At 67.5% G+C, this 23,599-nt stretch carries 20 protein-coding genes; 11 read left to right on the forward strand and 9 right to left on the reverse strand.

Going from position 1 to position 23,599, the window contains the following annotated elements:
- Nucleotides 1-20 precede the first annotated feature (20 nt).
- Nucleotides 21-911 carry a LysR substrate-binding domain-containing protein gene (locus K1T73_RS10745; RefSeq protein ID WP_220600704.1) on the forward strand — a complete coding sequence of 297 codons (891 nt, stop codon included), beginning with the start codon at nt 21-23 and terminating at the stop codon, nt 909-911.
- On the opposite strand, the gene K1T73_RS10750 is transcribed toward K1T73_RS10745, so the two are convergent.
- From K1T73_RS10750 to K1T73_RS10760, 3 genes are read right to left on the reverse strand one after another with little or no spacing between them, the layout of a single operon-like run.
- Entirely contained in the window at nt 880-2,259 is a 1,380-nt protein-coding gene (locus K1T73_RS10750; RefSeq protein WP_220600705.1) for a cytochrome P450, read from the reverse strand. The genes K1T73_RS10745 and K1T73_RS10750 overlap by 32 nt on opposite strands.
- Nucleotides 2,256-3,479, reverse strand: a complete 1,224-nt coding sequence (locus K1T73_RS10755) for a hypothetical protein (protein WP_220600706.1) — start codon at nt 3,477-3,479, stop codon at nt 2,256-2,258. The genes K1T73_RS10750 and K1T73_RS10755 overlap by 4 nt, the downstream gene beginning before the upstream one ends.
- A gap of 52 nt (nt 3,480-3,531) precedes the next feature.
- The gene (locus K1T73_RS10760; protein ID WP_220603707.1) at nt 3,532-4,284 is read right to left on the reverse strand and encodes a cytochrome c biogenesis CcdA family protein; all 753 of its coding nucleotides are present in this window, start codon (nt 4,282-4,284) and stop codon (nt 3,532-3,534) included.
- Between the two features lie 92 nt (nt 4,285-4,376).
- Here K1T73_RS10760 and K1T73_RS10765 point away from each other — a divergent pair, with 92 nt between their 5' ends.
- Nucleotides 4,377-4,607: a sulfurtransferase TusA family protein gene (locus tag K1T73_RS10765; protein WP_220600707.1), complete on the forward strand. Its 231-nt coding sequence runs from the start codon at nt 4,377-4,379 to the stop codon at nt 4,605-4,607.
- A gap of 182 nt (nt 4,608-4,789) precedes the next feature.
- Here K1T73_RS10765 and K1T73_RS10770 read toward each other — a convergent pair whose 3' ends face one another.
- Nucleotides 4,790-7,612 carry an Rne/Rng family ribonuclease gene (locus K1T73_RS10770; protein ID WP_220600708.1) on the reverse strand — a complete coding sequence of 941 codons (2,823 nt, stop codon included), beginning with the start codon at nt 7,610-7,612 and terminating at the stop codon, nt 4,790-4,792.
- A 501-nt stretch (nt 7,613-8,113) separates the two neighbouring features.
- Here K1T73_RS10770 and K1T73_RS10775 point away from each other — a divergent pair.
- Nucleotides 8,114-10,114: a CocE/NonD family hydrolase gene (locus K1T73_RS10775; RefSeq protein ID WP_220600709.1), complete on the forward strand. Its 2,001-nt coding sequence runs from the start codon at nt 8,114-8,116 to the stop codon at nt 10,112-10,114.
- Nucleotides 10,115-10,137: 23 nt separating this feature from the next.
- On the opposite strand, the gene K1T73_RS10780 is transcribed toward K1T73_RS10775, so the two are convergent.
- Nucleotides 10,138-10,872 (reverse strand): aspartate/glutamate racemase family protein, encoded by a 735-nt coding sequence (locus K1T73_RS10780; RefSeq protein WP_220600710.1) that lies wholly within the window; start codon nt 10,870-10,872, stop codon nt 10,138-10,140.
- Entirely contained in the window at nt 10,869-11,969 is a 1,101-nt protein-coding gene (locus K1T73_RS10785) for an anhydro-N-acetylmuramic acid kinase (RefSeq protein ID WP_220600711.1), read from the reverse strand. Before K1T73_RS10785 ends, K1T73_RS10780 begins: the two co-directional genes overlap by 4 nt.
- A gap of 63 nt (nt 11,970-12,032) precedes the next feature.
- Here K1T73_RS10785 and tyrS point away from each other — a divergent pair, with 63 nt between their 5' ends.
- The 4 genes from tyrS (at nt 12,033) to arsB (ending at nt 15,285) form a co-directional block, all read left to right on the forward strand.
- Complete coding sequence (gene tyrS, locus K1T73_RS10790) at nt 12,033-13,286, forward strand: tyrosine--tRNA ligase (RefSeq protein ID WP_220600712.1); 1,254 nt, start codon at nt 12,033-12,035, stop codon at nt 13,284-13,286.
- Between the two features lie 67 nt (nt 13,287-13,353).
- Complete coding sequence (locus K1T73_RS10795) at nt 13,354-13,683, forward strand: helix-turn-helix transcriptional regulator (protein WP_220600713.1); 330 nt, start codon at nt 13,354-13,356, stop codon at nt 13,681-13,683.
- Between the two features lie 12 nt (nt 13,684-13,695).
- Complete coding sequence (locus tag K1T73_RS10800) at nt 13,696-14,211, forward strand: arsenate reductase ArsC (protein ID WP_220600714.1); 516 nt, start codon at nt 13,696-13,698, stop codon at nt 14,209-14,211.
- Between the two features lie 27 nt (nt 14,212-14,238).
- Nucleotides 14,239-15,285, forward strand: coding sequence for an ACR3 family arsenite efflux transporter (arsB, locus tag K1T73_RS10805; protein WP_220600715.1), 1,047 nt, complete (start codon nt 14,239-14,241; stop codon nt 15,283-15,285).
- A gap of 14 nt (nt 15,286-15,299) precedes the next feature.
- Here arsB and aroB read toward each other — a convergent pair whose 3' ends face one another.
- Nucleotides 15,300-16,418, reverse strand: a complete 1,119-nt coding sequence (aroB, locus tag K1T73_RS10810) for a 3-dehydroquinate synthase (RefSeq protein ID WP_220600716.1) — start codon at nt 16,416-16,418, stop codon at nt 15,300-15,302.
- Nucleotides 16,415-17,017, reverse strand: a complete 603-nt coding sequence (locus K1T73_RS10815; RefSeq protein ID WP_220600717.1) for a shikimate kinase — start codon at nt 17,015-17,017, stop codon at nt 16,415-16,417. The genes aroB and K1T73_RS10815 overlap by 4 nt, the downstream gene beginning before the upstream one ends.
- Before the next feature lie 32 nt (nt 17,018-17,049).
- Between K1T73_RS10815 and K1T73_RS10820 the strand changes: the two genes are divergently transcribed.
- The 4 genes from K1T73_RS10820 to K1T73_RS10835 all read left to right on the forward strand — a co-directional run bounded on the left by K1T73_RS10820 (nt 17,050) and on the right by K1T73_RS10835 (nt 21,126).
- A complete protein-coding gene (locus K1T73_RS10820; protein ID WP_220603810.1) occupies nt 17,050-17,235 on the forward strand; it encodes a hypothetical protein in 186 nt (61 codons plus the stop codon).
- Nucleotides 17,222-18,748, forward strand: coding sequence for a hypothetical protein (locus K1T73_RS10825; RefSeq protein ID WP_259400219.1), 1,527 nt, complete (start codon nt 17,222-17,224; stop codon nt 18,746-18,748). Before K1T73_RS10820 ends, K1T73_RS10825 begins: the two co-directional genes overlap by 14 nt.
- A complete protein-coding gene (locus K1T73_RS10830) occupies nt 18,745-19,716 on the forward strand; it encodes a tyrosine recombinase (protein WP_220600718.1) in 972 nt (323 codons plus the stop codon). The genes K1T73_RS10825 and K1T73_RS10830 overlap by 4 nt, the downstream gene beginning before the upstream one ends.
- A gap of 99 nt (nt 19,717-19,815) precedes the next feature.
- The gene (locus K1T73_RS10835) at nt 19,816-21,126 is read left to right on the forward strand and encodes an HlyC/CorC family transporter (protein WP_220600719.1); all 1,311 of its coding nucleotides are present in this window, start codon (nt 19,816-19,818) and stop codon (nt 21,124-21,126) included.
- Between the two features lie 29 nt (nt 21,127-21,155).
- Here the strand turns inward: K1T73_RS10835 and K1T73_RS10840 are convergent, their stop codons facing one another.
- Nucleotides 21,156-23,585: an FAD-dependent oxidoreductase gene (locus tag K1T73_RS10840; RefSeq protein ID WP_220600720.1), complete on the reverse strand. Its 2,430-nt coding sequence runs from the start codon at nt 23,583-23,585 to the stop codon at nt 21,156-21,158.
- Nucleotides 23,586-23,599: the final 14 nt, after the last annotated feature.

Consider the following 23,599-nt stretch of genomic DNA (forward strand, 5'->3'; position numbering starts at 1 on the left):
AGATCATGAATCGGACTTCGATGAGCCACCTTCCATCCCTTTCCGCGCTTCGCAGTTTCCAGGCCGCCGCCCGCCATCAGAGCTTCACCCTGGCCGCCGACGAGCTTAGCCTCACGCAGGGCGCGATCAGTCGGCAGGTGCGCGAGTTGGAGGAGGCGATGGGGCTGCGGCTTTTCCGTCGCGCGGGCCGGGCAGTGCAGCTGACCGATGCGGGCCGTGCCTTTGCGGCGGATCTTGAGCATGACCTCGGCCGGCTGAAGCAAAGTGTCGCGCGGGCGATAGCGGCGGGCGACGGGGCGCGCATCCTGTCGATTGCGGTGCTGCCCACCTTCGGCTCACGCTGGCTCATGCCGCGCCTGCCGGAGTTCCGGACACGCCACCCCGAGATCGAACTCAGCTTCATGAGCCGGACCGAACCCTTCGATCTCGAAGCCGAACGCTGCGACCTCGCCATCCATTTCGGTCACGCGGAATGGCCCGGCGCGCGGCTCACCCCGCTCTGCCCCGAAGATCTTCTGGCGGTGGCCGCGCCGGGTTTCCTGCGCGCACACGACATCCGCGACGCCGAGGATCTTGGCCTCGCACCGCTTCTTCATCTCTCCTCGCGGCCCTCGGCCTGGACGGATTTCATGGCGGAGTTCGGCGCGGAGGGGCGGCCGGCGCGGTCGGGAATGCAGTTCGATCAGTTCTCGTTGATGATCTCGGCATGTGTTCAGGGTCTCGGCGCGGCGCTTCTGCCGAGTTACCTCATCGAAGAGGAGCTCGACAGCGGCGCGCTCGATTGCGTGGCGCGCGCGTCCTCGGTGCGGTCGGGCAGCTATCATATCGCCACGCCGCTCGGGGCGGACCGCCCGGAGACACGCGCTTTCGTGGAATGGATCATCCGGCAGGTGCCCCGCCGCGCGGCGTGATCGAAAGCCAGATACCATCGCGACCGCGCACGGTGAGGTGCGCGACGGGCATCGCGGGCCGCGCCTCGACCGGATCGAAGCGGAACCGGCGCACGAGCATGGAGAGGAGCAGCGGCCCCTCGATCATCGCGAATCCGGCACCGGGGCAGACCCGCTGACCCGCGGAAAACGGGATGAACGCATTGCGCATGCAGGCGCGCCCGTTCTCGGTGCCGAAACGATCGGGGCGGAACGCGTCGGGGTCGTCCCAGAGGCGCTCGTGGCGGTGGAGATGCCACGGGCTGAGCACGATCTGGCTACCTTCCGGCACGTCGCGATTGCGGAAAATCTCGGGGCACGCAGCCTCCCGCACCATCATGGGAACGGGCGGGTAGAGGCGCAGCGCCTCGCGGAAAACATCACGCGAAATCCGTAGCTTGCTCATGTCCCTGAAAGTGAAACCGTGCGCCATGGCGTCCTTGGCCTCATCGGCAACGCGGGCCTGCCATTCGGGAAAGAGCGCGAGCAGGTAGAGCGCCCAGCCGAGCGCGGAGGCGCTCGTCTCGTGCCCTGCGAGGAAGAAGATCGCCACCTGGTCGACCATTTCCCCGGTGTCGAAGCAGCGGCCCGTCTCGGGGTCCGGCGTGGTCATGATCTTGGTGGCCAGGTCGTCGGGGGCGGTGCCGGCTTCGATCTCGGCCATGCGGCGCGCGGTGAGCTCGTGGATCAGCGCGCGGATGCGGCGAGCGGTGGCCTTCGTCTCCCGGCGGTGGAAGCGCGGGAACCAGCGTGGAAGGGGAAGGAAGGCGCCCAGGTTGAGGACGGGCTGCGCGCGTTGATGGGCGCGGAACGCGTCAAAGACCTGCCCCGCGATCCGGTCCTCGATGGGCAGCGAGAAGAGCGTGCGGAAGATCACGTCGGCGGCGGCGTGCGACATCTCGCCCTCGACATCGTGGGGTGCGCCGTCGGCCAGACCCTCCATCCGCGCGACCGCCCCCTCGCCCGCGGCCTGCATGGCGGCGAAGGTGTCGCGCAGGCGGCCGCCCTCGAAGGCGGGGTCGATGATGCGGCGCTGGTGCTTCCAGGTCTCGCCGTTGGTGACGAAGACCGAGTTGCCCAGAAGCGGCATCAGCCCCTCCCGGATGCGGTTCGACTTGGGGAAATCGTCGGGGCGGCGCTTGAGCACGAGATCGACGAGATCGGGGTCGTTGCACATGAACGAGCGGAAGAAGGGCGTGCGGAACTCGGCCATCCATGCGCGATAGAGCCGTGCCGGCTGCGCCGAAAGAATATCCTTTCTAAACAAACGCATGTAGCGCCAGAGCGATGTGCGCCCTGCGCGGGCGGGCGGCTTCGGCGGGTGCGTCATGCGGCCATCCCGGTGAAGCGGTTAACGGGTTTCTCGATACGGCTTTTCGAGGGCTGGCGGTCGCGGTAGCGCGCGCCGAGTGTCATCGGTCCGGCGGTGACGCGGAAGTAGTCGTAATCGCCCGGCCGGTCGAAGGCGCAGAGATACTGGAAATGCAGGCGGAAGAAGCGCCAGCGCAGCTCGCGCCAGCGCGCGGGGCTGAGCGTCTGGGTGAAGGCAGCCGAGAAGACGAGCGGCCAGCGCTTGCCCTCGGGTGCGACGCCGGTGACGCTCACCGGATCGCAAAGCGCGAAGGCGCAGCCATCGCCGGGCGCGGTGACGTCGACCCAGGCAAGCTCCTCCCGCGTGGAGAGATAGGCGAGATCCGCGCGCAGGCGATGCGCGTCGGGAAGGAACGACACCATCGGGACCACCTGCCCGAGGCTCAGGAACGAGAGCGCCGGCCCCTCATTCGGCACCCGCCCCGCGCGGATGAGATCGGCCAGGATCGACACGCCCAGATGCGCGCCCGAGGAATGGCCGACCACGAGCACCTCGTCGCAATCGTCCGCGAGCGCCGCGGCGATTTCCTCCACGAACCGGGCGATCCGCGCCTCGAGCTCGGGCGGGTTGGCACCGCGCGACTGCGCCGAATAGGCGTAGTCATGCATGAGGTAGTAGGCGAAGAACCTGTTGTCCTTGCGCCGGAACCATTCGAGCAGTTGCCACGCGGCGAGCAATCCGAGAAGGGCGAATCCCGCGCCTGTCCAGACACTCTCGGGCAGAAAGGTGGAGATTTGGTAAATCCCCAGCCCCACCATCACCGCAAGTGCGAGCTGCACCACGAGGAACACCACCGGATAGAGCGCCGCGATCACCGGTCCCTTGCGCAGGCGCATCAGCCGGAAAAGCGCGCCGGTCGAGATGTAGATCCAGGCGGTGCGGGCAAGTTGAAGATAGGTCGCGAAGATCCCCTGCTCCATGCTGCCGCGCACGATGTCGGACCAGACGAGAACCTCGAAATCGGTCTCGACGCGCGCGCCCTCGATCCCGGCATCGACGTGCCAGCCATAACGGCCCGTCTGCGCGGATTTCGCCCGTGGTTTCAGGGTGATGTCATAACCGCTGATCGCCGCCTGCGCAGCCGCCTCCTTGCGATACAGCTCCCTGTAGCGCCGGGGGTGGATGGGGTCGTATCCGGGAATGTAGAAGACCCGCCTGTGGGTGACCTGCGTGCTCATGCCCTTGCCTCTCGCGCGGGACGTTAGCGGAGGATTCGGGCCAGAGTAAGGCTTAACCGAGTGCCGCGAGCCCGGGGAAGACCTCGAGCAGCCAGAAGGCGAAGGCCGAGAAGCCGCCGGTCAGCATCATGAGGCCGATGGTCCAGAGCAGCAGGCCCATGATGCGCTCGATGACCTCCATGTGACGTTTCATCCAGTCGAGGAGCCCGCCCATGCGCGGCAGGAACGCCGCGACGAGTAGGAACGGGATGCCAAGCCCCGCCGCATAGACCGCGAGGAGAAACGTGCCGCGCGGGACCGACCCCTCGGAGGCCGCGAGCGAGAGAATCGCGCCCAGTTGCGGGCCGATGCAGGGGGTCCAGCCGAAGGCGAAAGCGAGGCCCAGGAGATAGGCGCCGAACGCGGTGCCACCCTGGTCGCCCGCATCGACGCGCGCCTCGCGATCGAGGAAGGGAACACGCAGGATGTGCAGGAAATGCAGCCCGAAGACCATGACAAGAATGCCCGCCAAGGCGTTGAAATAGCCTTGGTATTGCATGAAGGCCGATCCGGCGAGCGACGCGGCGAAGCCCAGGATCAGGAAGATCGTCGAAAGGCCCAGCACGAAGAAGAGCGCGGGCAGGAGCGCGCGATTGCGCACCGCCGTGTCGCCGCGCAGTTGCGCGATGGTGCTGCCGCTCATGTAGGCGAGGTAGGGCGGCACGATCGGCAGGACGCAGGGGCTCAGGAACGACAGAAGCCCCGCCGCCAGCGCGACGAGCATGGCGGGGATGAGGGAGGCGTCTATGAGGTCGATGCCGAACATGGACCCCAGATAGGCCATTTCGCGGCAAAGGTCATCGCCCCAATCGCTCACAAGTGTGTGGACGAAGTGTCACATCGGGGTTAACAGGCCGCATGAGCGAACACCTGACCCTCGACACGCAAGGGCTGCTTTGCCCCCTGCCCGTTCTCAAACTTCGCAAGCTTCTGAAATCGCTTGGGAAAGATGCGCGCGTGACCATGCTGGCCGATGATCCGGCGGCGGTCGTGGACGTGCCGCATTTCTGCGCCGAGGCGGGCCACGATCTGCTGGAAACCCGCGAGGCGGAGGGGGTTCTGACCTTCGAGATCCGGGTGCGCGGCTGAGACTTCGAATCAAGGGTTAACGGGCCGAACCCCACGTCGGTATCTACGTCGGTATCCACGTCGGTATCGTGTCGGTGGAGGGTGAGTCGGGGCAATCGTAAACCCTGCGCGCGCAACCCGTCGCACATGAAAAAGGGCGGGACCCGGCAGGCCCCGCCCTTCGCTGTTCGATCCGCGAGCCGTCAGCGGCCGAGCGACCACCAGCCGCGGCGTTTCGGCTTCTTGTCGTCATCGGAACCGCTCTCCGCCTCGGAGGGCGCGTCGGGGGCCGGCGCGGCGTCGGATTGCGAAGAGTTCGACGCCCCGGCGAGTTCCGAGACCTTCTCGGGTTCCGGGGCCGGTTCGGGCGCCGACGACGGCGCGGGCGTGGCGGCCTCGACCTTCTCGGTCTTGGCCGCAGCGTCGGTCTTGTCCGCCGCGTCCGCCTCGGCGGTCTCTTTCTTCTTCCGGGGCGCACGGGTGCGCTTGGGCTTCTCGCCTTCCTCGGCCGGCTTGTCGGACTTCGCGTCGCCCTTGGCCGGTTTCGTGGGGGCGTCGCCGCCCTTGTCGCCGGTCTCGTCGCTCTTCTTGCGCGACGAGGAGGAACGGCGCACGGTCTTCGGCTTGGGTTTGTCGCCCTCGTCCCCGTCCTTCGATGCAGGCTCGGTCTTGGCCTCGGCCTTCACCTCGTCGGCTTCGTCGGCGCGCTCGTCCTTGCCGCGCTTCGCTTTCGCCGTGTCGGGCTTCGCGTCGGAGCTTTCCGTGGCATCCGTATCGGCGTCGTCCCCGTCGTCGGAATCGCTTGCCGAGTCGTCGGCCTGCTGGCCCTCGCCGTTGCCGGATTTCTTGGAGCCACCCCGGCGGCGCCGGCGGCGGCGTTTCTTCTTGGGCTTGTCGTCATCCTCGCCCTCGTCGTCCTCGCCGCGTGGCAGGTTGTCGGACATGGGCGCGGCGGTCTCGGTCAGGGCCTCGTCATCGAGATCGTCCATGATCGAGCTGTCCACCGAGACCACGGGCGCGGCCACTTCGGGCACGGCGCGGGTCGCGGTCTTGAACTTCTCGAGGCTGAAATCGGGGCTGATGAGTGTCGGGTCGCCCTCGATCCGCACGGAAAGGCCATACCGCGCCTCGATTCCCGCCACATGCTCGCGCTTCTGGTTCATGAGGAAGTTGGCGATGCTCACGGGGCATTTCACCAGCACCTCGCGGGAGCGGCGGCGCACGCCCTCCTCCTCGATCTGGCGCAGGATCGACAGCGCGAGGTTGTCGTCCGAGCGGATGAGGCCGGTGCCGTGGCAGGCCGCACAGGGCTGTGTCGTGGCCTCGATCATGCCGGGGCGCAGGCGCTGGCGGCTCATCTCCATGAGGCCGAAGCCCGAGATGCGGCTGACCTGGATGCGCGCGCGGTCGGTCTTGAGCTTGTCCTTCATGCGCTTCTCGACGGCGGCGTTGTTCTTGCGCTCGTCCATGTCGATGAAGTCGATGACGATGAGCCCCGCGAGGTCGCGCAGGCGCAACTGGCGGGCCACCTCCTCGGCGGCCTCGAGGTTGGTCTTGAGCGCGGTTTCCTCGATCGACCCTTCCTTGGTGGCGCGGCCGGAGTTCACGTCGATGGCCACCAGCGCCTCGGTCACGCCGATGACGATATAGCCGCCCGACTTGAGCTGCACCGTGGGATTGAACATCGCCGCGAGGTAGCTTTCGACCTGGTGGCGCGCGAAGAGCGGCATGGTGTCGTGGTAGTTCTTCACGTTCTTCGCGTGGGACGGCATGATCATCTTCATGAAGTCCTTGGCGATGCGATACCCGCGCTCGCCCTCGACGATGACCTCATCGATGTCGCGGTTGTAGAGGTCGCGAATCGAGCGTTTGATGAGGTCGCCCTCTTCGTAGATCTTGGCGGGCGCGATGGATTTGAGCGTCAGTTCGCGGATCTGTTCCCAGAGCCGCTGAAGATACTCGTAGTCGCGCTTGATCTCGGCCTTGGTCCGCTTGGCCCCGGCGGTGCGCACGATCAGGCCCGCACCCTTGGGCACGTCGATCTCGGTCGCGATGGCCTTGAGCTTCTTGCGGTCGGCGGCGTTGGTGATCTTGCGGCTGATCCCGCCACCGCGCGCGGTGTTGGGCATGAGCACGCAGTAGCGGCCCGCGAGGCTGAGATAGGTGGTGAGTGCCGCGCCCTTGTTGCCGCGCTCCTCCTTCACGACCTGAACGAGCAGGATCTGGCGGACCTTGATGACTTCCTGGATCTTGTAGCGGCGCGGACGGGGTTTCCTCGGCGGGCGGATGTCCTCCTGGTCGTCGTCATCGGCCACGGATTCGATGCTGTCGTCCTTCTCGGACGCGTCGCCGCCCCGCGACCGGCCGCGGCGGCCGTTGTTGCGGGTGGTGCCACCGTCCCGGTCGCCATCGCCATTGTCGTCATCGTCGCTCTCGTCGTCGTCACCGGAGTCGTCCGAGGCGGTGTCGTCGTCGGACGCGTCGTCATCGGGGTCGCCGTTCGGATCGTCGGGTTCCTCGACGGGGGTTTCGCCCACGCGCTCCATGGGCGAGGTGCCCTCCTCGTCGGCGCCGTCGCCGTCGTCGTCGGACGTGTCGATCGTCTCCATGCCCTCGATCGGCTCGGAGGTTTCGACGGCGTCGCCCGTCCGTGCATCGGCCGCCTTGGACTTGCCGCGGCTGCGGCGGGAGCGCTTGGGCTTGTCCTCGTCATCCTCGCGGTCCTGCTGTGCCTCGGCATAGGCGCGCTCTTCCTCGAGCAGCGCCTCGCGGTCGGCGACGGGGATCTGGTAGTAGTCGGGATGGATCTCGGAAAACGCGAGGAAGCCGTGGCGGTTGCCGCCGTAATCCACGAAGGCCGCCTGGAGCGAGGGCTCCACGCGGGTGACCTTGGCGAGATAGATGTTGCCGGCTAGCTGGCGTTTGTTCTCGGATTCGAAGTCGAATTCCTCGACCTTGTTTCCGTCCACCACCACGACGCGGGTTTCCTCCGCGTGGGTGGCATCGATAAGCATTTTCTTGGCCATGTAATCCAATTGCACCGGCGAAACGGTCCGCGTCCGGGTGGAGCGGCAGACCATCTCGCGGGGTGTCTGTCAAAGGCGAATGCGGGCACGGCGGGATCGCGGCCGCAAGCGGCCTCTCCGATCCTGATTGTCGCTGTCGCGCGCGTCATCGCGGTTCTTCTCCGGCACCCGCGAGGGGCACCCGTTCGGTGGCCCGGGGCGCCGCGTGCGCGACGGCGGGCATGCATGCGGCCGGGGGATCGCCCCTGGCCCAATCGGTCTGTGTCAGATGCCGGGATGTTCCCGGTTTGCCTTCTGAAACAGCGAAACTCAGTGCGCGGGACATGGATATTCGCCCCGCGCTTGCGTTCGCACACTAACGGGGGAGGGGTGGGAAAGACAATGGGCAAAATGTTCCATGACATGATCGGCCCGGAGCCGTGCTGCGGGAGAGAGCCATTGCATCATCCGTGCGGTCGGCGCAGGAATGGCCGGAAAGGTGCAGCGACGGGGAGCAGGAGCATGGTCGAGACCACCGAGACGATCTGGATCGAGATGCCCGATGGCGTGCGACTGGCCGCGCGGCTCTGGCGGCCCGAGGGGGTCGAGGGGCCGGTGCCCACCATCCTGGAATATATCCCCTACCGGCGGCGCGACCGCACGCGGCTTCGGGACGAGAGCATGCATCCGCGCTTTGCCGAGGCGGGTTACGCCGCGCTGCGCGTGGATATGCGCGGAACGGGCGACAGCGGCGGGATCATGCATGGCGAGTATCTCGAGCAGGAGATCCAGGACGGCTGCGACGTGATCGCCTGGATCCGGGCGCAGGACTGGTCGGACGGCCAGGTGGGCATGTTCGGCAAGAGCTGGGGCGCCTACAGCTCCTACCAGATCGCGGCGCGGCGGCCCGAGGGCCTGAAGGCAATCGCGCCGGTCATGGGCACCGACGACCGCTGGTCCGAATGCATCCATTTCAGCGGCGGCTGCCTCATGACCGACAATTTCTGGTGGGGCGCGATCATGCAGCTTTTCATGGCGCAGCCGCCCGACCCCGAGATCGTGGGCGAGCGCTGGCGCGACATGTGGCGCGCGCGGCTCGACGCGGCGGAGTTCTGGCCGGCGGAGTGGCTGGAGCACCAGACGCGCGACGCGTTCTGGCGGCATGGCTCGGTCTGCGAGGATTACGCCGCGATCGAGGTGCCGGTCTATATCTTCGGCGGCTGGGCCGATGCCTATCGCAACACGCCCTTCCGCATGGCCGAACACGCGCGCGCGCCGGTCAAGGTGATGATCGGACCCTGGGGGCATCTCTATCCGCACGAGGGCGCGCCGGGGCCGCAGGTGGATTTCCCCGCCGAGCTGATCCGGTGGTGGGATCACTGGATGAAGGGGCGCGACACGGGGCTGATGGACGAGCCGCGCCTGCGTCTCTACCTTCAGGAGGCCGTGCCGCCCGCGCCGATCCATGCCCATCGCGAGGGGGTGTGGGTCGAGGAGCCGTGCTGGCCCAGCCCGAATATCGAAACGCGCCGCTTGTGGCTGAACGCGGGGACGCTGGGCGCGGAGGCCGAGGACGGTCCCGCCATGGAGGTGAGGACACCCACGAGCTACGGGCAGATGGCGGGTGACAACATGTCCTTCGCCACGCCGGGCGATATTCCGGGCGACGCGCGGCTCGACGGCGTCGGGGCGCTGGAGTTCCGCGACGCGGTTCGGGAAGGGCCGCTCGACATCCTGGGCGTGCCGCGCATGACGCTGAGCATCGCGGCCGACAAACCCCAGGCGCAGATAGCCGCCCTGCTGGTGGACGAGGCACCCGACGGCGCGCAGACGGTCATCACGCGCGGCTTTGCCAACCCGGCGCATCGCGAGGGACCGGAGCAGGCCCTGCCGCTCACCCCCGGCAAAGCGGTGGAGATCGCGATCGAGTTTCACGCGACCAGCTACCGCCTGCCCGAGGGGCATCGGCTGATGCTGAAGCTCTCGTCGGGATATTGGCCGATGCTCTGGCCTGCGCCCGAGCCGGTCGCCCTGACCCTGCGTCCCGGCGAGGCGCGGCTCGACCTGCCGGTGCGGCGCGCGACGCCTGACGCGACCACGCCGCGCCCCCTGCCCGTCCCCGCGCCCGCGGCGGCACCGGCGATGACGCAACTGCGCGGGGGTTCGATGAACCGCGAGGTCTGTTACGACGCGATGACCGGGCGTCTCGGTTCGCGCATGATGATCGACGGCGGCGTTTTCGGTCCGGTGGGCCGTATCCGGCTTGACGCGACGGGCACCGAGATGGGCGACCTCTCGGACCGCCTCTACGAGATCGGCGCGGACCCGTCGAGCGCGCGGGCGGTGATGACGCAGGAAGGCGGCTTCGCGCGCGAAGGCTGGCGGCCCCGGATCGAGACGCGGGCCGAAATGTGGTCCGATGCGGAGACGTTTCACCTTCGGGCGGTGACGCGGTGCTACGATGGCGACGCGCTTTTCCACGAGAAGGAATGGTCTCACGAGGTGCCGCGCAACGGCATGTGACCGGGCCCTGACGGGCCGGGCGCTCAGTCCTGCCAGAGGCGGCCCGGCCCGGAGCCGCCGGCGGGAAGGCCCGCGAGCGAGACGAGATGCCACAGCAGCGCCTGGTTGGAGGTGACGACGGGCAGGCCCGTCTCGGCCTCGACGCGGTCGATGATGCCGAAGCTGCGCAGGTTGGTGCAGCTTGCGAAGATCGCCTCGGTGCCGGGCGCGCGGGCGGCCTCGAGCATGGCGGCGCGGGTGCTGGCCTCGGTGATGCGTCCGACGCGGCGGTCGTCGCCCTCGCCGAAGCTCACCTCGTGCGTGACCTCGATCCCGTGGCCCGCGAGATGGGCGCGCATCGGGGCCGTGACGCTTGGCAGGTAGGGCGTGACCAGCGCGATGCGGGATGCGTCGAGCGCGCGCAGCGCCGCGATCACCGCGGTCATCGGGTCGCTGACGGGAACGTTGGGATGCGCGATGTGAAGAAGGCGCGCGACCTCGGCGGGCCCGATCACCGTGGCGCCCGAGGTGCAGGCATAGCCCAGCGCCGAAAGCCCCAGCGGCAGGAGCGCGGCCGTCGCCGTCATCTCGTCGGCCATGGTGGCGAGCGTGTCGGGCCTGACCTCGGCGATGGAGGGGATGCGGGCGTGCAGGAGGTTGACGTCACGGCCGGTGAAGGCCAGCCGCGCCTCGTGTTCGAGCGTCTCGTCGGTGGAGAGCACGACGAGACCGATCCGCGTCCCTCCGCCCGCCCCGGCGTCGAGATCATAGCGCGTCACGCCGCGGCCTCGGGTCGGCTGAGCGTGCCGCCGCAGACCGAGGCCCGCACGCCCGTGGTGGAGGGGCACGAGGTGGGCAGTCCGCGCGCCACGCGCACCGCGAGGAAGGCGAAGGCCTGCGCCTCGAGCATGTCGCCGTCGTGTCCCACCGTCTCGACCGGGTCGACGGGACAGTCGAGCGCCGCCGCCAGCATCTCCATCAGCACAGGGTTGTGCCGCCCGCCGCCCGCGACCAGAAGCCGCGCGGGCGGCGCGGGGCAATGTTCCATCCCGCGCATCACCGCCGCGGCGCTCATCGCCGTGAGCGTCGCCACCGCGTCGGCGTCAGGCAGCTCGCGCACGCGCTCGATCATGTCGTGAAAGGCGTTGCGGTCGAGCGACTTGGGCGGCATGCGAAAGAAATACGGGTCTTCGAGAAATGTCTCGAGCGCGCCCTCGGCCACGGTGCCGCGCCGTGCGAGCCGCCCGTCGCGATCGCAAGCCTGCCCCAGCCGCGCCTGCATCACGTCGTCGATGGGCGCGTTGGCGGGACCCGTGTCGAAGGCCAGCAGCGCGCCCGGCACCTGCGGCGCATCGCGGCGCGGGTCGATCCAGGTGAGGTTGCCGACGCCGCCGAGATTGAGAAATCCCAGCGGTTCGGTCGCGCCCATCCACTTGGCGCAGGCGAAGTGATAGAAGGGCGCGAGCGGCGCGCCCTGCCCCCCGAGCCGGATGTCGGCACTGCGGAAATCCCACACCACGGGCCGCCCCAGCCGTTCTGCCAGCATGGCGCCGTCACCGAGCTGATGCGTGCCGCGCCCCTCGGGTTCATGCGCGAGGGTCTGGCCGTGGAAGCCCACGATTTCGGCGTCGAGCGGCAGCAGCGCCTCCTCGTGCGCGTCCATCACCACGCGCTCGGCCTCGGTCAGCTCCTCGCCCGGCCAGCGCCCGAGGGCCGCGCGGAGCACGCTGCGCTCTGCCTCGGTATAGGCGCGATAGCCGGTCTCGCCGAAACCCGCGATCCGCTCGCCGTCGGTTTCGATCACGGCCACGTCCACCCCGTCGAGCGAGGTGCCCGACATGGCTCCCGCGGCCCTCCTGATCCCCGGCCCCAACATGGCCTTTTCCTTCGGCAGTTGCGCCCCTATACATGCCGCGCAAATCACCGCGGGACAAGCGCCATGACCTATCATCCGAAGTCCGATTTCCTGGCCGTCATGATCGAACGTGGCTTCATGGCCGATTGCACCGATCTGCAAGGGCTGGACGAGGCGATGGTGCGCGGTGTCCTGCCGGCCTATATCGGTTACGACGCGACGGCGGCATCGCTGCATGTGGGGCATCTGCTCAACATCATGATGCTGCGCTGGCTCCAGAAGACCGGCCACAAGCCGATCACGCTCATGGGGGGCGGGACGACCAAGGTGGGCGATCCGAGCTTTCGCGCCGACGAGCGGCCGCTGCTGACGCCTGCGCAGATCGCCGACAACATCGCGGGGATGAAGGCGGTCTTCGCCTCCTACCTGACCTATGGCGAGGACGAGACGGATGCGCTCATGCTCGACAACGCCGAGTGGCTCGACGGGCTCAACTATCTCGAGTTCCTGCGCGATATCGGGCGGCATTTCTCGGTCAACCGGATGCTCTCGTTCGAGAGCGTGAAGTCGCGCCTCGACCGGGAGCAATCGCTGTCGTTCCTCGAGTTCAACTACATGATCCTCCAGGCCTACGACTTTCTCGAGCTGAACCGGCGCTATGACTGCCGGCTGCAGATGGGCGGCTCGGACCAGTGGGGCAACATCGTGAACGGCATCGACCTCACGCGCCGGGTGATCGAGCGCGAGGTCTGGGGCCTGACCTCGCCGCTTCTGACCACGTCGGACGGGCGCAAGATGGGCAAGAGCCAGGGCGGCGCGATCTGGCTCAATGCCGACATGCTCTCGCCTTACGAGTTCTGGCAGTTCTGGCGCAACACCACGGATGCCGACACGGGCCGGTTCCTCAAGCTCTATACCGAGTTGCCGGTCGAGGAATGCGAACGGCTGGGCGCGCTGGAAGGATCCGAGATCAACGAGGCCAAGATCGTGCTGGCCGACGAGGTGACGACGCTTCTCCACGGGGCCGAGGCCGCGGCGGCGGCACAGGCCACGGCGCGCGAGGTGTTCGAGCGCGGCGGTGTGGGCGACGACCTGCCGACGGTCGAGCTGTCGGCCGAGGAACTGGGCGACGGGATCTCGGTGGTGCAGCTTCTGGTGCGCTCGGGTCTCGCCAAATCGGGCAAGGAGGCCAAGCGCCTCATCGCCGAGAACGGCGCGCGGATGGACGATGCGCCGCTCACCGATGCGGGCGTGATGATCGACGCGGGCGCGCTCGCACAGCCGATCAAGCTGAGCGCGGGCAAGAAGCGGCACGCGCTGGTGAAGCTCGGCGGCTGACGGTCCTTCACGGCTGTCACGAAACCTTCACTTGCAGCGCCCGGTATATATCCGTATTTCACGATATATGGATACGATAACCGCCGCCACCGCCTTCGCCGCCCTGTCGCAGCCGCTCCGGCTCGACGTGTTCCGCCGCCTCGTCGTCGCGGGCGATGCGGGCATGCTGGCGGGCGAGATCGCCGAGGCGCTGGACACGAAGCAGAACACGATGTCCGCGAACCTCGCCGCGCTGCGCCATGCGGGCCTGATCCGCAGCACGCGCGAGGGCCGCGCCATCCGCTACCACGCGGATCACGACGGCATCCGCCGCCTGCTCGGCTTCCTGCTCGAGGATTGCTGCGGCGGCCACCCGGATCGCTGCCGACCGCTCATTTCCGAACTCACCTGCTGCTGAAGGGGCCGCCTGATGACCGCCATCCGAAACGTCCTGTTTCTCTGCACCGGCAACTCTGCCCGCTCGATCCTTGCCGAGGCGATCCTGACGGCGCGGGGCGCGGGACGGTTCCGCGGCTTTTCAGCCGGCTCGCACCCCTCCGGCGCACCGCATCCACGCGCGATCGCGCTGCTCGACCAGCTCGGGCATGACACGTCCGGCCTGCGGTCCAAGAGTTGGGATGAATTCGCCGAACCGGACGCGCCGAAAATGGCTTTCATCATCACCGTCTGCGACAATGCGGCGGGCGAGGTCTGCCCGGTCTGGCCCGGCAGGCCCGCGACTGCGCATTGGGGCCTGCCCGATCCGGCTGCCGTGACGGGATCCGACGCGCAGGAAGCGCTCGCCTTCGCCGAAACCTACCGGATGCTGACCCGCCGGATCGACGCCTTCACGGCGCTGCCGCTCGAAACGCTCGACGCGATGTCGCTGCAATCGCGGCTCGACGCGATCGGGCGCGATGACGACACGCGCATACCGGCGCGCTGACCCGAAACCGAAAGATCGAGGATGACCATGACCGACACCACCGCGCCTGAGCCGCTCGGCACGTTCGAACGCTACCTGACGCTCTGGGTGGGGGCAGCGATGATTCTCGGCATCGCGGTGGGCAGTGTCGCGCCGGGACTCGTGAGTGCGATCGCCGCGGCCGAGGTCGCGTCGATCAACCTCGTGGTGGCGGTGCTGATCTGGGCGATGGTCTACCCGATGATGGTCGGAGTCGATTTCCGCGCCGTCGCGGGCGTCGCGAAGCAACCGAAGGGGCTGATCGTCACGCTGGTGGTCAACTGGCTGATCAAGCCATTCACCATGGCGCTGCTCGCGGTCCTGTTCTTCGACCACGTCTTCGCGCCCTGGATCGCGCCCGAGGATGCCGCGCAATACATCGCCGGGCTGATCCTCTTGGGTGCCGCGCCCTGCACGGCGATGGTCTTCGTCTGGTCGCAGCTGACGCGGGGGGATGCTACCTACACGCTCGTGCAGGTGTCGGTGAACGATCTCATCATGGTCGTGGCCTTCGCGCCGATCGTGGCGCTTCTCCTGGGCGTGACGGACATCTCCGTGCCGTGGGAGACGCTGGTGCTGGCCACGGTGCTCTATGTCGTGCTGCCGCTCATCGCGGGGCTGTTCACGCGCCGCGCGCTCGGGTCGGCGGAGCGGATCGACGGCTTCGTCGCGCGGATCAAGCCGTGGTCGATGATCGGCCTCGTCGCCACGGTCGCGATCCTCTTCGGGTTGCAGGGCGACACGATCCTGGCGAAACCGCTGGTGATCGCGCTCATCGCGGTGCCGATCGTGATCCAGAGCTACGGCATCTTCGCGCTGGCCTACGGCGCCGCCTACGTCCTGCGGGTGCCGCACCGGATCGCGGCGCCCTGCGCGATGATCGGCACGTCGAATTTCTTCGAACTGGCCGTCGCCGTCGCGATCAGCCTCTTCGGGCTCAATTCCGGCGCGGCGCTGGCCACGGTGGTGGGCGTGCTTGTCGAGGTGCCTGTGATGCTGTCGCTCGTGGCGATCGCGAACCGGACCCGCGGGCGGTTCGTCACGTCTTCGGGGTGAGGGACCCGCTCGCCCTAACCTCCCCGCGCGGCGAGCGCATCGGCCAGCACGTTGCGCACGGCGTCGCGCGGCACGTCGGAGGTCACGAAGGCGTCACCGATCCCGCGCGCGAGGATGAAGCGCAGCTTGCCATCGATTACCTTCTTGTCCTGCGCCATGAGGTCGAGAAGGCCGTCGGCATCCGGCAATTCCCCTTCGATATCCGACAGATCGACCTTCATCTTCATGTCGCGCAGATGGGCACGCACACGGCTCGGCTCCTCTTGCGGGCAAAGTCCGAGACGCGCGGACAGTTCGAATGCCAACGCACAGCCGATCGCCACGCCCTCGCCATGCAAAAGACGCCCGGAATAGCCGGTGGCGGCCTCGAGCGCGTGGCAGAACGTATGCCCGAGGTTCAAGAGCGCACGGTCGCCCTGCTCGGTTTCATCCCGCGCGACGATATCGGCCTTCATGCTGACCGAGTGGCGCACGGCATGGATGCGCGCCGCCATGTCGCCACGGGCGGCGGATGAGCCGTTGCCCTCAAGCCACTGAAAGAATTCGGCATCCCCCAGGAGACCATATTTGACGACCTCGCCGTACCCCGCGAGGTAATCACGTTCGGGGAGCGTGCCCAGCACCTCGGTGTCGGCGAGCACGAGGCTCGGCTGATGGAAGGCGCCGACGAGGTTCTTGCCGTGGCGCGAGTTGATGCCGGTCTTGCCGCCGACGGAGCTATCCACCTGCGCAAGCAGGCTCGTGGGCAGTTGCACGAAGCGCACGCCGCGCCGCAGGATCGCGGCGGCGAAGCCCACCAGGTCGCCGATCACGCCACCCCCGAAGGCCAGGATCACGTCCCGGCGCTCGACCCGCTGCTTCAGGAGCCATTCGACCACCTGTTCCAACGAGGCCCAGCTCTTGGTTCCTTCTCCGGGTGGCAATGCGAGGGAAACCACTTCGATTCCAGATGCTTGCAACCCGTTCTTCAACGCCTCGAGATGCAGGCCGCCCACGTTTTCATCGGTCACGACAGCGACGCGGGGCCGGCCCAGGAGGGGCGCGATCCGGGCGCCGGCCTCGGCGATCAGGCCGGGGCCCACCAGCACGTCATAGGAGCGCGCTCCGAGGTCCACATGCACGGTTTCGGTCATCGCACCACCTCAAGCACATCGGGCCGGTCAAGCAGCGCGTCGATCACGCGGTCGGCCATGTCGTCGATGCTGAGCCCGGCCTCCGACGGGACGGTGATATCGGCCTTCGCGTAATGCGGGATGCGCGCCTCGTAGAGCTCGGCCAGCGTCGCGTAGGGATCAGGGGTGCGGAGCAAGGGCCTGGTATCCTTGTGTTTCACCCGGCTCCAGAGAAGTGCCAGATCGGCGTTGAGCCACACGGACACACCCTTGGCCGAGATGGTTTCGCGGTTCTCGGGGTTCATGAAGGCACCGCCCCCGGTGCTGAGGATCGCGCGCTCGGAGGCCAGCAGACGCGCGATCACCCGCGCCTCGCGATCACGAAAGAACGCCTCACCGTCACGCTCGAAGATCTCGGCGATGGACATGGCGGCGGCGGCTTCGATCTCGGCGTCGGAATCGAGGAAAGGGACATCCAGCCGGGCGGCGAGCGCGCGCCCAACGGCGGTTTTGCCGGCGCCCATCATCCCCACCATGACGACCGTCTTCTTCAGCCTGAATGCGCCCGCGCGCGTCACTGTCGGCACCTCCCCGCCAATCCCCGATTTTTTGCCCCTCATGACGTGATCTTGCTAGAAAGGCCATATATAAAGTGCTCAAAATCACGGGCAAACTGGGCAGGCACACATTGGGACGATTGATCAAATGGCTGATTTACCTCATCATTTTGGCGTTCGTCGCGCTTGTCGCCTATGCGTATCTGGGTCCGTTCTTCGGGGCGGACTTCACACCGCCCCGCGAAGAGATTCGTCAGGAAATCATACTTGAAGGCGGCTAACCCCTTTCTCGTCGCGCTGATCCTTGCCTTGCCGGCGGCGGCGCAGGAGCCGCTTTCGGCGATCGGGTGGCTCGACGAGGCGGCGCGTGTGCCCGTCGCCCCGCCCCGTGTCGCGCCCGACGCCGAGGCGCCGGTGGCCGAAGGCGTGACGGTGCCCGAGATCACGGTCATGGCGCTCGACGATGTGCGGCGCGACGCGGTGGGCCTTCTGGCCGGTGACGTCACGGGCCTGCCGCCGACGCTCTGGACCGCCAGCCAGGAAGCGAAGCTCGAAGCATTGTGGGAACGGGCGACGGCGGAACCGCTTCCGGCGGTGCAGGCGCTCTATTACACGCTGCTTCTGGCCGAGGCGGAGCCGCCGGCGGGCGATGACGGCTCGTTCCTGCGCACGCGGATCGACGCGCTCATCCGCTTCGGGGCCATCGAGCCGGCCTACGCGCTTCTCGAGCGGGCCGGACCGGAGACGCCGGAACTTTTCGGTCGGTGGCTTGACCTCTCGCTGCTGACCGGGAACGAGGAAGCCGCATGCAGAACGCTTTCCAAGAACCCGGAATTGCTCATGGATTTTGCCGCGCGCATCTATTGTCACGCGCGCGCGGGCGACTGGCAGACGGCCGCGCTTCTCTATGACGGCGCCCATGCGATCGGGATGCTCGACAAGACCGAAGACCTGCTCCTGGCGCAGTTCCTCGATCCCGAGCTTATCCACGACGCCGTGACACTTGCCCCGCCGTCGGAGCCCTCGCCGCTCATCTTCCAGCTTTACGAGGCCGCGGGAACGCCCCTGCCCACGCGCAACCTGCCGCGGGCCTTCGCGAATGCCGATCTGCGCAACACGTCGGGCTGGAAGGCCGAGATCGAGGCCGCGGAGCGCCTGGTGCGCACCGGTGCGCTGTCCGAGAACCGACTTCTCGGGCTCTATACCGACCGCGACCCCGCGGCCTCGGGCGGGATCTGGGACCGGGTGGCGGCGATACAGGCGCTCGACCGCGCGGTGGAGGACGAAGACGCGACCGCCGTTGCACAAACCCTGCCGCGGGCCTGGACGCATATGCGGCGGATCGACCTGGAGGTCGCGTTCGCGCGTCTTTACGACGAACGACTGGCGGCGCTTGACCTGCCCGATCACGCACGGACGCTGGCCTGGCGCATCAGGCTGCTGTCGGACAATTATGAACGCGCGGCCGAGGATGCGCCGGAGGATGCGGATGCGCAGTTCCTGGCCTCGATCGCGCGGGGCCGCCCGGACCCTGATGCGGCGCCCTCACCGCTTGCCCGTCACATCGCGGGTGCCTTCACCCGCCCGTCGCGGCCGGCGCCGCGTCACGACACGGCGCTGCGCGACGGGAAGCTGGGCGAGGCGATCCTCAGCGCCGCCACGCTGCTCGACCGCGCCGGCCCGGAGGATTACGACGAGATCGCGGATGCGTTGACGACGTTGCGGGCCGTGGGGCTCGAGGATACCGCGCGCCGTGCGGCGCTGGAACTGCTGATCCTCGGAGCGCGGGAATGAGCGCGCATCCCTGGATCGCGCTTTTCCTCGATGCCCAGGCCGCCGAGACCGGGGCTGCGCACAACACGCTTCTAGCCTATGCGCGTGACCTGAAGGATTTCGAACAATGGCTCGAAAGGAATGGGCATTCCATCGCTGAAGCCGACCAGCGCGCGATCGAGGGCTACCTGGTTCATTGCGATGCGCAGGGGTTGGCCCAGGCCACGCGGGCGCGGCGTCTGTCGGCGATCAAGCAGCTTTACCGCTTTGCCTTCGACGACCGGCTGCGCCCCGACAATCCGGCGCAACGGATCAAGGGGCCCGGCCGCGCCAAGTCGCTGCCGAAGACGTTGAGCGAGGGCCAGGTCGAGGCGCTCCTGGCGGCGGCGCGGACCCATGGGCGCGGCGCGGGAGAGCGGTTGCGCAACACCTGCCTCATGGAGCTTCTCTATGCCACGGGGATGCGCGTGAGCGAGCTGGTGGGGCTTCCCGTCGCCGCGGCGCGGGGCGATCCGCGCATGCTGATGATTCGCGGCAAGGGCGGGAAGGAGCGGCTTGTGCCGCTTTCGCCGCCGGCGCGGACCGCCCTTGCCGAATGGCTCGCGGAACGCGACCGGGCCGAGGACAAGGCGCGGTCGAAAGGGCATCCGCCCTCGCCCCACCTCTTTCCGTCGCGCGGGAAGGCGGGGCACCTGACCCGTCATCGGTTCTACATGTTGATCAAGGAACTGGCCGTCGCTGCCGGCGTTCCCGTGGCAGCAGTCACGCCGCATACGCTGCGCCATGCCTTCGCCACGCATCTTTTGGCGAACGGGGCCGATCTGGTGGCGATCCAGGCATTGCTGGGCCATGCGGACGTGGCGACGACGGAAATCTATACCCACGTGCTCGAGGAGCGGCTTCGGACGCTGGTGCTCACCCATCATCCCCTTGCGGGCGAGACGGACCAGCGAAACGCGGGAAGCGGCGAGCGCGAGGCGGACGCTTAGCCCGGCGCGAGGCTTCCGAGCGGGGTTGCGGCGCCCCGCCCCCTTGATCGCGCGCGCCCGGCACCCCATAACCCTCGCAAACAAGGGAATTCCTCGCACATGGACGCCGCAAGCCTATCGTTCGATTCCGCCTTCTGGATCACCACGGGGGCGATCCTCGCCCTTCTCGTCCTCTCGGGCTTCTTCTCGGGGAGCGAGACCGCGCTTACCGCCGCGTCGCGCGGCAAGCTGAAGGCGCGGGCCGAACGGGGCGATGGCGGGGCCGAGCGCGCGCTGTCGATCACCGAGGACAACGAGCGGCTGATCGGCTCGGTGCTCCTGGGCAACAACCTCGTGAACATCCTCGCGGCCTCGCTTGCCACGGCGCTGTTCACCCGGCTCTTCGGCGAATCCGGCGTGGCCCTGGCGACGCTGGTGATGACGCTGCTGGTGCTGGTCTTCGCCGAGGTGCTGCCCAAGACCTATGCCATCACCAATGCCGAGGCGGCCGCGTCGCGCGCGGCGCCGGCGATCACGATCGTCATCCGCATCTTCGCGCCGGTGGTGAGCGCGGTGCGGTTCTTCGTGCGCGGGGTCCTGCGGCTTTTCGGGGTGCAGACCGATCCCGACAGCCACATCCTCGCCGTGCGCGAGGAGATCGCGGGCGCGCTCTATCTCGGGCAGTCCGAGGGCGTGGTGGAGAAGGAGGACCGCGACCGTATCCTGGGCGCGCTCGACCTTGGCGACCGCGCGGTCGAGGAGATCATGCTCCACCGCAGCCAGATCGAGATGATCAACGCCGCGGACGGCGCGCAGGCGATCCTCGAGCAATGCCTCAAGTCGAGCCACACGCGCCTGCCGGTCTTTCGCGACGAGCCCGACAACATCGTGGGCGTGGTGCACGCCAAGGACCTGCTGCGCGCGATGTACAAGCTGGTGCAGGCGGGCGACGAGATGGGCAGCGCGCTGGACGGGTTCGATATCCTCAAGGTCGCCAAGAAGCCCTATTTCGTGCCCGAGACCACGACGCTCGACGACCAGATGCGGCAATTCCTGCGGATGCGCAGCCATTTCGCGCTTGTCGTCGATGAATACGGCACCTTGCAGGGACTCATCACGCTCGAGGACATCCTCGAGGAGATCGTGGGCGAGATCACCGACGAGTTCGACAGCGACGAGGAAGGAATGATCCGCCGCGCCGAGGACAACAACGTGGTGGTGGACGGGGCGATGACGATCCGCGACCTCAACCGTGCGACGGACTGGTCGCTGCCGGATGACGAGGCGAACACGGTGGCGGGCCTCGTCATTCACGAGGCACAGATGATCCCGAAGGAAAGCCAGGTGTTCATCTTCCACGGCTTCCGCTTCGAGGTGATCGAGCGGACCGACAACCGGATCACGCGGCTGAAGATCCGCAAGCTCGAATAAAGGGGGCGACCCGTGCCCCCCCTGTCCTGTCAGGCGCGGAGGCGTTCGCCCTTGGGGTCGAAGGGCGGATCCGCGAGGATCGTGGCCTTGTGCGGACGGCCCAGGATCATGACCTCGAGCGCGTCGCCGGGAGCGGCGGCGCCGGCCTTGATGTACCCTAGCGCGAGGCTCATCCCGACCGTGTAGCCGTAGGTGCCCGAGGTGACGCGCCCGATGCCCTGGCCGTCGCGGAAGATGGGCTCGCCCCCCGTGGCGTCCGCGTTCGAGGCGCTGGTGTCCTCCTCGTCCACGTGCAGCAGGACCAGCTCCTCGCGCTTGGGCTCGGACACAACCTTCTGGGCCTCCGCCTTGTGAAGGAATTCCTTGTCCATCTTGCACAGCATGTCGAGCCCCACCTCGTGCGGGAAATACTCGGGGCTGTATTCGCGGCTCCACGAGCCGTAGCCCTTCTCGACCCGCATCGACATGAGCGCGCGCGCGCCGACGGGACCCGCGTCGAACTCCTTGCCGGCCTCGAGCAGGGCCTCGTAGAGCTTTTTCTGATCCTCGGTCCGGCAATGGAGCTCCCATCCCAGATCGCCGGTGAAGCTGACCCGGAGGGCCAGGCAGCGGACACCCGCGATGTCGATCATCTTCGAGCGCATGAAGGGGAAGTCCTCGGTGGCGAGGCTTTCATTGGTGAGGCGCTGCAGAAGCTCGCGCGATTTCGGGCCCGCGACGTTGAAGCCGCACATGGCTTCGGTCATCGATTCGAAGGTTGTGCCTTCGGGCAGCGGCACCATGTCGAAGAAGCGCTTGTGATACCGCTCGGCCATGCCCGAGGAGACGACCCAGAATTCATCCTCGGCCACGCGCGTCACGGTCGCGTCACCCGCGATGCCGCCGCGCACCGAGATGAGCGGCGTGAGACAGGAGCGGCCCACGGATTTCGGCATGTTGTTGGCGAAGACCGAGTTGAGCCAGTCGGCCGCGCCCTCGCCCTTCACGCGGTACTTGGCGAAGTTCGAGATGTCGATGATGCCCGCGCGGTCGCGCAGCATCCGGCACTCCTCGCCCACCGGCTCCCACCAGTTCTGGCGGGTGAAACCGTTGGTGTCCTTCGCGCCCTTCTCGTCGGCGAACCACTGGGGATGTTCCCACCCGTAGTTGAGGCCGAAGACCGCGCCCATGTCCTTTTGCATCCCGTAGACGGGACGGGTGCGCAGCGGCCGGCCAGCCGCGCGTTCTTCGTTCGGGTAATGGATGGCGAAGCGGTGGGAATACACGTCCTCGACCTTGGCCTTGATGAAGTCGCGGTCGTTGGCCCAGAGACCGAAACGCGCGATGTCCCATGCGAACATGTCGTATTTCATCTCGCCCTCGATCATCCATTGCGCGCACATGAGGCCCATGCCCGCCGATTGCGAGAACCCCGGAATGATACCGCCGCACATGAAGTAGTTCCTGAGTTCCGGCACCGGCCCGAGGATCACGTTCGAATCGGGCGACCAGATCATCGGGCCGTTGATCACGCGCTTGACGCCCGCTTCGGCGGCGACCGGCACGCGGTCCATCGCGCGCATCACGTTCTCCATGATCCGCTCGAGATCGTCGGGGAAGAGATCATGGGCGAAGTCGAGCGGCGTGCCGTCCTCGGCCCAGAACCGCATGTCGCGCTCGTAGGCGCCGATCAGAAGACCCTTGCCTTCCTGGCGGAGGTAATACTCGCCATCGCGGTCGGCCACCGACGGCAGGCGGCGGTCCATGCCGTCGATCTCGGCGATGGTTTCGGTCACGAAATACTGGTGCTCGGTCGGCTGGAGCGGCACTTCGATCCCCGCCATTTTCGCCACCTCGCGGCCCCAGAGGCCGGCGGCGTTGACGACCCATTCGGTGTGGATGTCACCCTTGGGCGTGCGCACGATCCAGGTGCCGTCCTTCTGCTGTTCGGTGCCGGTGACGGGGGTGAAGCGGTGGATTTCCGCGCCCCGCTGGCGGGCGCCGACCGCGTAGGCGTTGGTCACGCCCGACGGGTCCACGTTGCCGCCATCGGGTTCCCACATGATGCAGCGGATGCCGTCGAAATTGACCAGCGGATGCAGTTCCTCGGCGCGGTCGCGGTCAATCTCGGAGAAGTTCATGCCGTAGAGCTTGGCCTTCGCGGCCTGGAGCTTGAGCTGGTGCTCGCGCGCCTCGGTCTGGGCGAGGTAGAGCGAGCCGGGCTGGAACACGCCGCAGCTCTGGCCGGTCTCGGCCTCAAGCTCGTTGTAGAGCGTCATCGTGTAGTGTTGCAGGCGGCTGATATTGGCGCTGTCATGCAGACCGTGGATGTTGGCCGCCGCGTGCCAGGTCGACCCGGATGTAAGCTCGTCGCGCTCGAGCAGCACGACATCGCTCCAGCCCAGTTTGGTCAGGTGGTAGAGAATCGAGCAGCCGATGACACCGCCCCCGATCACGACTGCCTTTGCGTGGGTTTTCATGGGTCTTCCCTGTT

The organism is Roseovarius sp. SCSIO 43702 (genome assembly GCF_019599045.1).
Lineage (GTDB): Bacteria > Pseudomonadota > Alphaproteobacteria > Rhodobacterales > Rhodobacteraceae > Roseovarius.